Source organism: Thalassobacter sp. (genome assembly GCF_982993085.1).
In genome coordinates this window covers 1-6,794 of the sequence record NZ_CEZFMW010000150.1, presented here as the reverse complement: position 1 = coordinate 6,794, position 6,794 = coordinate 1, and the positions used below count along the sequence as shown (strand labels likewise).

6 protein-coding genes and 1 tRNA gene are annotated in these 6,794 nt (G+C 58.5%); all 7 read left to right on the top strand.

What is annotated here, in order from left to right; translation table 11 throughout:
• Positions 1–41 precede the first annotated feature (41 nt).
• The 7 genes from bamA (at position 42) to AC4GMC_RS16555 (ending at position 6,643) form a co-directional block, all read left to right on the top strand.
• A complete protein-coding gene (gene bamA, locus AC4GMC_RS16585) occupies positions 42–2,357 on the top strand; it encodes an outer membrane protein assembly factor BamA (RefSeq protein ID WP_487877603.1) in 2,316 nt (771 codons plus the stop codon).
• A 13-nt stretch (positions 2,358–2,370) separates the two neighbouring features.
• Positions 2,371–3,057, top strand: coding sequence for an OmpH/Skp family outer membrane protein (locus AC4GMC_RS16580; RefSeq protein WP_487877604.1), 687 nt, complete (start codon positions 2,371–2,373; stop codon positions 3,055–3,057).
• A gap of 112 nt (positions 3,058–3,169) precedes the next feature.
• The gene (gene fabZ, locus AC4GMC_RS16575; protein WP_487877605.1) at positions 3,170–3,646 is read left to right on the top strand and encodes a 3-hydroxyacyl-ACP dehydratase FabZ; all 477 of its coding nucleotides are present in this window, start codon (positions 3,170–3,172) and stop codon (positions 3,644–3,646) included.
• A 2-nt stretch (positions 3,647–3,648) separates the two neighbouring features.
• Complete coding sequence (lpxA, locus tag AC4GMC_RS16570; RefSeq protein ID WP_487877606.1) at positions 3,649–4,446, top strand: acyl-ACP--UDP-N-acetylglucosamine O-acyltransferase; 798 nt, start codon at positions 3,649–3,651, stop codon at positions 4,444–4,446.
• Positions 4,443–5,351 (top strand): LpxI family protein, encoded by a 909-nt coding sequence (locus AC4GMC_RS16565; protein ID WP_487877607.1) that lies wholly within the window; start codon positions 4,443–4,445, stop codon positions 5,349–5,351. Before lpxA ends, AC4GMC_RS16565 begins: the two co-directional genes overlap by 4 nt.
• A complete protein-coding gene (lpxB, locus tag AC4GMC_RS16560; RefSeq protein WP_487877608.1) occupies positions 5,348–6,526 on the top strand; it encodes a lipid-A-disaccharide synthase in 1,179 nt (392 codons plus the stop codon). The genes AC4GMC_RS16565 and lpxB overlap by 4 nt, the downstream gene beginning before the upstream one ends.
• A gap of 40 nt (positions 6,527–6,566) precedes the next feature.
• Positions 6,567–6,643 (top strand) — tRNA-Arg (locus AC4GMC_RS16555).
• Positions 6,644–6,794 lie beyond the last annotated feature (151 nt).

The window sequence follows — 6,794 nt, the reverse complement described above, 5'->3', positions numbered from 1 at the left end:
ATGCAAAGAAGATGTAGTATGCAATCGAGCGGGGCATTACCATGGATAGGCATTTAGGCCTCAAGCAGCGCGCGCGCGCAGTGGGCCTTGCGGTCGTAACAGCCGGGATCGTTTCAAGCGCCGCCCAAGCGCAGACCTTCCAGTTCTCCAGCTTTGAGATTGAGGGCAATCAGCGGATCGAAGATGCCACGATCCTGAGCTTCATTGACCTGCCGACCGGTCAATCGGTTTCTGCGGCCCGCGTGAACGATGGCCTGCAACGTCTGCAAAATTCGGGCCTGTTTGAGAGCGTCGAACTGGTGCCCCAAGGCAACCGCCTTATTGTGGTTGTGCAAGAGTTCCCCACCATCAATCAGATCAATTTTGAGGGCAACGATCGGCTCGATGCAGAAATCCTGCAATCGCTGGTCACGTCCCAAGTGCGGCGCGTGTTTTCCCCCCAACAGGCGGAGCGTGACGCAGCAACAATCATCCAAGCATATGCCGACCAAGGCCGTCTAACCGCGAGTGTGACGCCCAAGATCATCCGCCGCTCTGACAACCGCGTCGATCTTGTGTTTGAGATTTCGGAAGGGCGCACAGTTGAGATCGAGCGCGTGTCTTTCGTGGGCAACCGCGCCTATTCGGACCGGCGGCTGCGCCGCGTCCTTGAGAGCACGCAGGCTGGCATTTTTCGTGTGCTCATCCGCTCTGACACATTTGTTGCCGACCGGATCGCGTTTGACCGTCAACTGTTGCGCGACTTTTATCAGGCGCGCGGTTACGTTGATGCGCAGGTCCTGTCCGTCAGTTCTGAGCTTAGCCCCGAGCGGGACGGTTTCTTTCTCACGTTTCGGGTCCAAGAAGGGCAGCAGTTCAGTTTTGGCGCACTGACCGCGTCCTCTGATTTGCCAGATGTCGACCCAGACCAGTTCCAAGACGAAATCCGCATTGGTGAAGGCAAAACCTATTCGCCCCAAGCCATTGATGCGACCATCGAGCGGTTGGAGTTGTTGGCGCTGCAACAGGGCCTCGACTTTGTGCGTGTGACGCCGCGTGTCACGCGCAACGACGAAGCGCGCACGCTCGACATCGATTTTGTGGTGGAACGCGGGCCGCGTATCTTTGTGGAACGCATTGATATCGAAGGGAATGCCACCACGCTGGATCGTGTGATCCGCCGTCAATTCGCCACTGTTGAGGGCGACCCGTTCAATCCGCGCGCCATTCGTGCCGCCGCAGAACGCATTCGGGCTTTGGGCTATTTCACCCAGTCCGACGTGTCAGCACGCGAAGGCTCCGATCCCTCGCAAGTCATCGTGGATGTCGATGTTGAGGAACAGCCAACAGGCTCGCTTGGGTTTGGGGCTAACTATTCTGTGCAGGACGGTGTCGGTCTTGCGCTCACATTCCGTGAAACGAACTTCCTGGGCCGCGGTCAGGTTGTGAACTTCACGCTCGATACAAGCAGCGATAACGCTAACTCTCAGCTGACCTTTGCTGAGCCGTTCTTTTTGAACCGGGATTTGGCGGCTTCCTTTAGCGTGTTCTACCGCACCACCGATAGCGAAGACGGCGCGTTCGACACGCGCAGTGTCGGCGCGTCGGTTGGGCTGGGCTTTCCCACCGGTGAATACAGCGACTTACGGATGAGCTATAGCTTTTCGCGTGATACGCTGACGCCCGATAGCGTGACCACGATTTCACAGATCATCGAAGATGAGCAGGGCACAGCAGACACATCGGCCATTGGTTATCGCTGGCGCTATGACACACGCAACGTCGGGCTTAACCCGGATGCGGGTGTGCTACTTCAATTCGGACAAGAGTTCGCGGGCCTCGGTGGAGATGAAGAGTTCATCAAGTCGACCTTCCGACTGGCTGGTGAAACCACCGTCTGGAACGGAGATGTCCTTCTGTTGGCGACGGTCGAGGGCGGCAATCTAACCTCGCTTGGCGATACGGTCTCGCGGGAGTCCAATCGCTTTTTCAACTCGCAGAACATTCTGCGCGGGTTCGAAAGCTCAGGAATTGGTCCGCGTGATTTGAATGCGGGGAATGATCCCTTGGGCGGCAACAACTACTTTGCCGCGCGGGTAGAGGCACAATTCCCGATCAACCTCGTGCCCGAAGAATACGGCATCTCAGGGGCCTTGTTCTACGACATGGGGTCCGTTTGGGGCTTGGACAATGTGAACGGCGGTCCTGCTGGTTTGGACATTGTGGATGACAGCTTTGAGTTGCGCTCTGCGATTGGTTTCGGAATTTTGTGGGACACCCAGATCGGTCCGCTACGGTTCAATTTCACAAACGCCATAAACTCCGAAACCGCCGACCGCGAGCAGTCGTTCGACTTCACAATCAGCACACGGTTCTAAGCCCGTGTGGGATGTGATCCGGCGTTGGTCTGGTCGGGATTTTGTCCGTGCGGTGTTAGCCGCCACACTCACTTGGCTGCCCATGGTACCTGTGGCCGCACAGGCGCCGCAGGTTGAAATACCGCGCCTAGCGATTGTCGTTTTGGACCGCGATGCGCTTTATACCAATAGCCTATTTGGCCAGCGTATCCGGCGTGAGATTGAGGCGGCCTCTCAGGCACTGTCCCTTGAGAACCGCCGCATCGAAGCGGCATTGGTCGCTGAGGAACAAGCGCTTACGGATCAACGCGCCCAGATGGATCCTGCCGCATTTCGGGCCATGGCGGACGAATTTGATACCCGCGTTGAAGACATACGTCAGGCCCAAGACGTCAAAGGGCGGGCACTGGCGCAACAGGCCGAGCAGGCGTCACAGCTGTTTTTCGAATTCGCGGGTCCGGTGCTAACGGAACTGGCGCAACGCACCGGCGCCTTGGTGGTGTTGGACCGGCGCACTGTTTTAGCGGCAGCGGATCAAGTAGACATCACATTGCGCGCCATCGCCGAAGTTGACCGCGTGGTCGGGCAGGGTCCCGGCCTTGAGGCGATGATGGACGCGCAAGTCCAGGTGCCGACGCAACGTCCCGAAGTGCGCCAAACGCTGACCCCACAACAGGGCACCGATGACAACACGGTGGAAAGCCCCGCAAGCATCGACTAAACCCACCCCATAACACTGCGCCCTGTACCCAGATTACCCGGGTTGCATCGGCACCGAACATTCGCGCACACTGCCAAATAGCAGGTACACGACCCATCCGTCAGGAGCATTCATGACCGACACACCCGCCATCCCGACCGAGGCTGATATCCATCTTATTCAACGGATTATCCCGCATCGGTATCCGTTTTTGCTGGTCGATAAGGTGCGTGACATCGTGCCCAATACCTCGGCGGTTGGGATCAAGAATGTGACGTTCAATGAGCCGCACTTTCAGGGTCACTTCCCCGCGACCCCCATCATGCCCGGCGTCACCATTATCGAAGCCATGGCACAAACCGCCGCCGTGATGGTGGGCGTGTCGATGAACATGGCCGACAAGGATTTGCTGGTCTATTTCATGGGTATCGACAAATGTAAGTTCCGCCGCAAGGTCGTGCCTGGTGACGTGCTGGAAATGGCCGTCTCCGTGACCCGTGGCAAGCCCGGCGGCAAGGTGTGGAAGTTCGAAGGCAAAGCAAACGTCGAAGGGGAAATGGCCGCTGAGTGCGAGTTTACTGCCATGATGGATCTTCCGAAGGACGCATGAGCATGGCGATTGACCCAACGGCCACCATCCATCCCTCTAGTGTGATTGAGCCCGGCGCGCAGATCGGAGCAGGTGTGCGCATCGGTCCGTTCTGCGTTGTCGGCCCAGACGTTCGTCTTGCGGATCGTGTTGAGCTGAAATCCCACGTGGTTGTTGCTGGCGACACTACGGTAGGTGAAGACACGGTAATCTTTTCTTTCGCGTCAATCGGTGAAATCCCACAGGATTTGAAATTTGGCGGCGAAAAGACCCAGCTGATAATCGGCGCGCGCAACCGCATTCGTGAACATGTCACGATGAATACCGGGACCGAGCAGGGCGGTGGTGTGACCCGTGTGGGTGATGACGGCTTGTTCATGGCGGGCTGCCATATCGCCCACGATTGCATCATCGGAAACCGGGTGATTGTCGTGAATAACTCGGCCTGTGCTGGTCACTGCGTTCTTGAGGACGATGTGATTGTTGGCGGCTTGTCGGGCATCCACCAATGGGTGCGGGTAGGGCGCGGCGCTATTATCGGCGCGCTATCGATGGTCACAAACGATGTCATCCCGCACGGGCTTGTCCAAGGGCCGCGTGGTGAGTTGGATGGCCTGAACCTTGTGGGTCTCAAACGCCGCGGCGTCGCGCGAGAGGATATCACTGCACTTCGTGCCGCGTTCTTGACCCTGAAACAGGGCGAGGGCACCTTTACCGAGCGGGCCAAACGCATTGGTGATGAAAACGACAGTGAATACGTTCAACAGATGGTGAGCTTTATCATGGGCGCCTCTGACCGTAATTTTCTGACCCCGAAATGATCGCTCTGATTGCAGGGCAAGGGGCGCTTCCGCAAGTGGTTGCGCAGGCGCTTGAGGGTCAAGAGTGGCGGCTGTGCGCGCTGGACGGTTATGCGCCGTCGCTGTCCGGGCCGATCCAGACATTTCGGATTGAAACGTTGGGCAGCTTTATCGCAGGCCTTAAACAGGATGGCGTAACGCAAGTCTGCTTTGCGGGCGCAATCGCACGACCACCAATTGACGCCACTCAAATTGATGCCGAAACGATGCCTTTGGTGCCTCGCATGTTGCAAGCTCTGCAGGCAGGTGACGATGGGGCGCTGCGCACAGTCATTAGCTTCTTCGAAGAGGCCGGGATGCAGGTAATCGGCGCACAGGACATCGTGCCCGAACTGCTTCCCGCTGAGGGTGTGTTGGTCGGCACGCCATCCGATCAGGACAAGGCCGATGTCAGCCGCGCGCGTGCCGTTCATGCGGCGATGGCAGCAGTCGACGTCGGGCAGGGGTGCGTGGTGGCGCGGGGCCAGGTCCTCGCGGTAGAGGCCTTGCCCGGAACCGATTGGATGCTGCGAAGCCTGAGGCCACCCGCTACACCGGTCTCACCACAAAAAGACCCCGGTGACCCAATGGAGTGGGCGTTTGGTGGTGTTTCTGACTGGCTATCTGGTCCCGACGCACCAAAGGGAACGCGGCCCGCGACGGACTTTGCCCGACCCAGTGGGGGCATTTTCTACAAGGGTGCCAAACCCAATCAGGACACCCGGATCGACATGCCCGTGATCGGCCCTGAAACAGTCCGTGGAGTGGCCGAGGCCAAGCTAAACGGGATTGTGCTACAGGCAGGCGGCGCGTTCATCTTAGACATTAACACCACACTGCAAGCCGCAGAAAAGGCTGGTATCTTTATTTCGGTAGAGCGCGCGTGAGCCTCTTGATTTGGATCATCGCAGGTGAGCCATCGGGCGACCGTTTGGGAGCTGCGTTGATGGCGGGGCTCAAAGCACTGTCACCAGACGTATGCTTTGAGGGCGTGGGCGGCGCCGAAATGTCGGCGCAGGGATTACACAGCCGTTTCCCGATGGAAGAGTTAAGCGTCATGGGCCTGACAGAAGTGCTGCCGCGCCTGCCGGGGCTGCTCGCGCGGGTCAAGGAATGCGCTGATGCCGTTGCGCAGGCCGAGCCAGACGTTCTAATCACAATCGACAGCCCTGATTTTTGCCTTCGGGTGGCAAACAAGGTCAAAACCCGTGTGCCCGACCTAAAGACCGTGCATTATGTAGCCCCATCGGTTTGGGCGTGGCGAGAACATCGCGCCGAGAAAATGGCCCGGTCCATTGATCACGTGTTGGCCTTGCTCCCCTTTGAGCCGCCGTACATGGTACGCGCGGGCATGACTTGTGACTTCGTGGGACATCCCGTCACCACCGAGCTGCTTGCAACACCCACTGAAGTTGCGACCTTCCGCGCCACCTACGGTGTTGAAAATACGCCACTTCTGCTCGTTCTGCCAGGTTCTCGTAGATCTGAGGTCTCGCGACTGGCCACACCCTTTGGCGAAGCATTGCGCCGGGTATGTGCCAAGCACCCCGATTTGCGTGTGGTCGTGCCTACGGTGGCCAGTGTGGCCAGTACCGTGCAAGGGGCAGTGCGCAATTGGCCCGGCCATCCCATCGTTCTTGACCCGCGCGATGTGCCCCGTGAAATAGCCGCCCGCGACAAGCGCGCAGCCTTTGCCGCGGCCGATACCGCGCTGGCCGCATCAGGCACCGTCTCGCTGGAGCTCGCCGCGAGCGACACGGCCATGGTTATCGCCTACGATATGAACTGGATCTCGCGCCAGATCATCGCCCACAAGCTCAAGATCGACACGGTCACTCTTGTGAACCTTGTTACAGAAAGCCGCGTCATCCCGGAGTTCTTGGGGGCTGAATGCAAGCCTGCGGCGATTGCCGACGCATTGCTCGCTCTGATCGATGATCCAGACGCCCGTAGCGCCCAAGCCGATATGGCCCAGTTGGCAATGAAACGCCTTGGTCGTGGTGGCGAAGCACCGGGTTTGCGCGCTGCACGATCAGTTCTCAACCAAATCGGCGCATTTTAACATTGCGGGACGGAAAGTCCCACGGTATCAGCCTACCTAGGCACCCATAGCTCAGCTGGATAGAGCGCTGCCCTCCGAAGGCAGAGGTCTCAGGTTCGAATCCTGATGGGTGCGCCAATTCCTCTTATTGAACGACACAAACAACAAAACGCCGCGATTGCGGCGCGCTCTAACGTTGTTTGTTCTGTGAAAGCTAAGGGTCATGAAGGGTAGTGGCGGAGGGAGCCAACCTGGCCGCTAACTCTCTCCCGTGCCAGAGGCAGCCATT

What these genes read in the sequence shown, in the direction of transcription:
- fabZ (WP_487877605.1), top strand. Translation starts at nt 3,170, where the DNA reads ATGACCGACACACCCGCCATCCCGACCGAGGCTGATATCCATCTTATT.
- AC4GMC_RS16565 (WP_487877607.1), top strand. Translation starts at nt 4,443, where the DNA reads ATGATCGCTCTGATTGCAGGGCAAGGGGCGCTTCCGCAAGTGGTTGCG.
- bamA (WP_487877603.1), top strand. Translation starts at nt 42, where the DNA reads ATGGATAGGCATTTAGGCCTCAAGCAGCGCGCGCGCGCAGTGGGCCTT.
- lpxA (WP_487877606.1), top strand. Translation starts at nt 3,649, where the DNA reads ATGGCGATTGACCCAACGGCCACCATCCATCCCTCTAGTGTGATTGAG.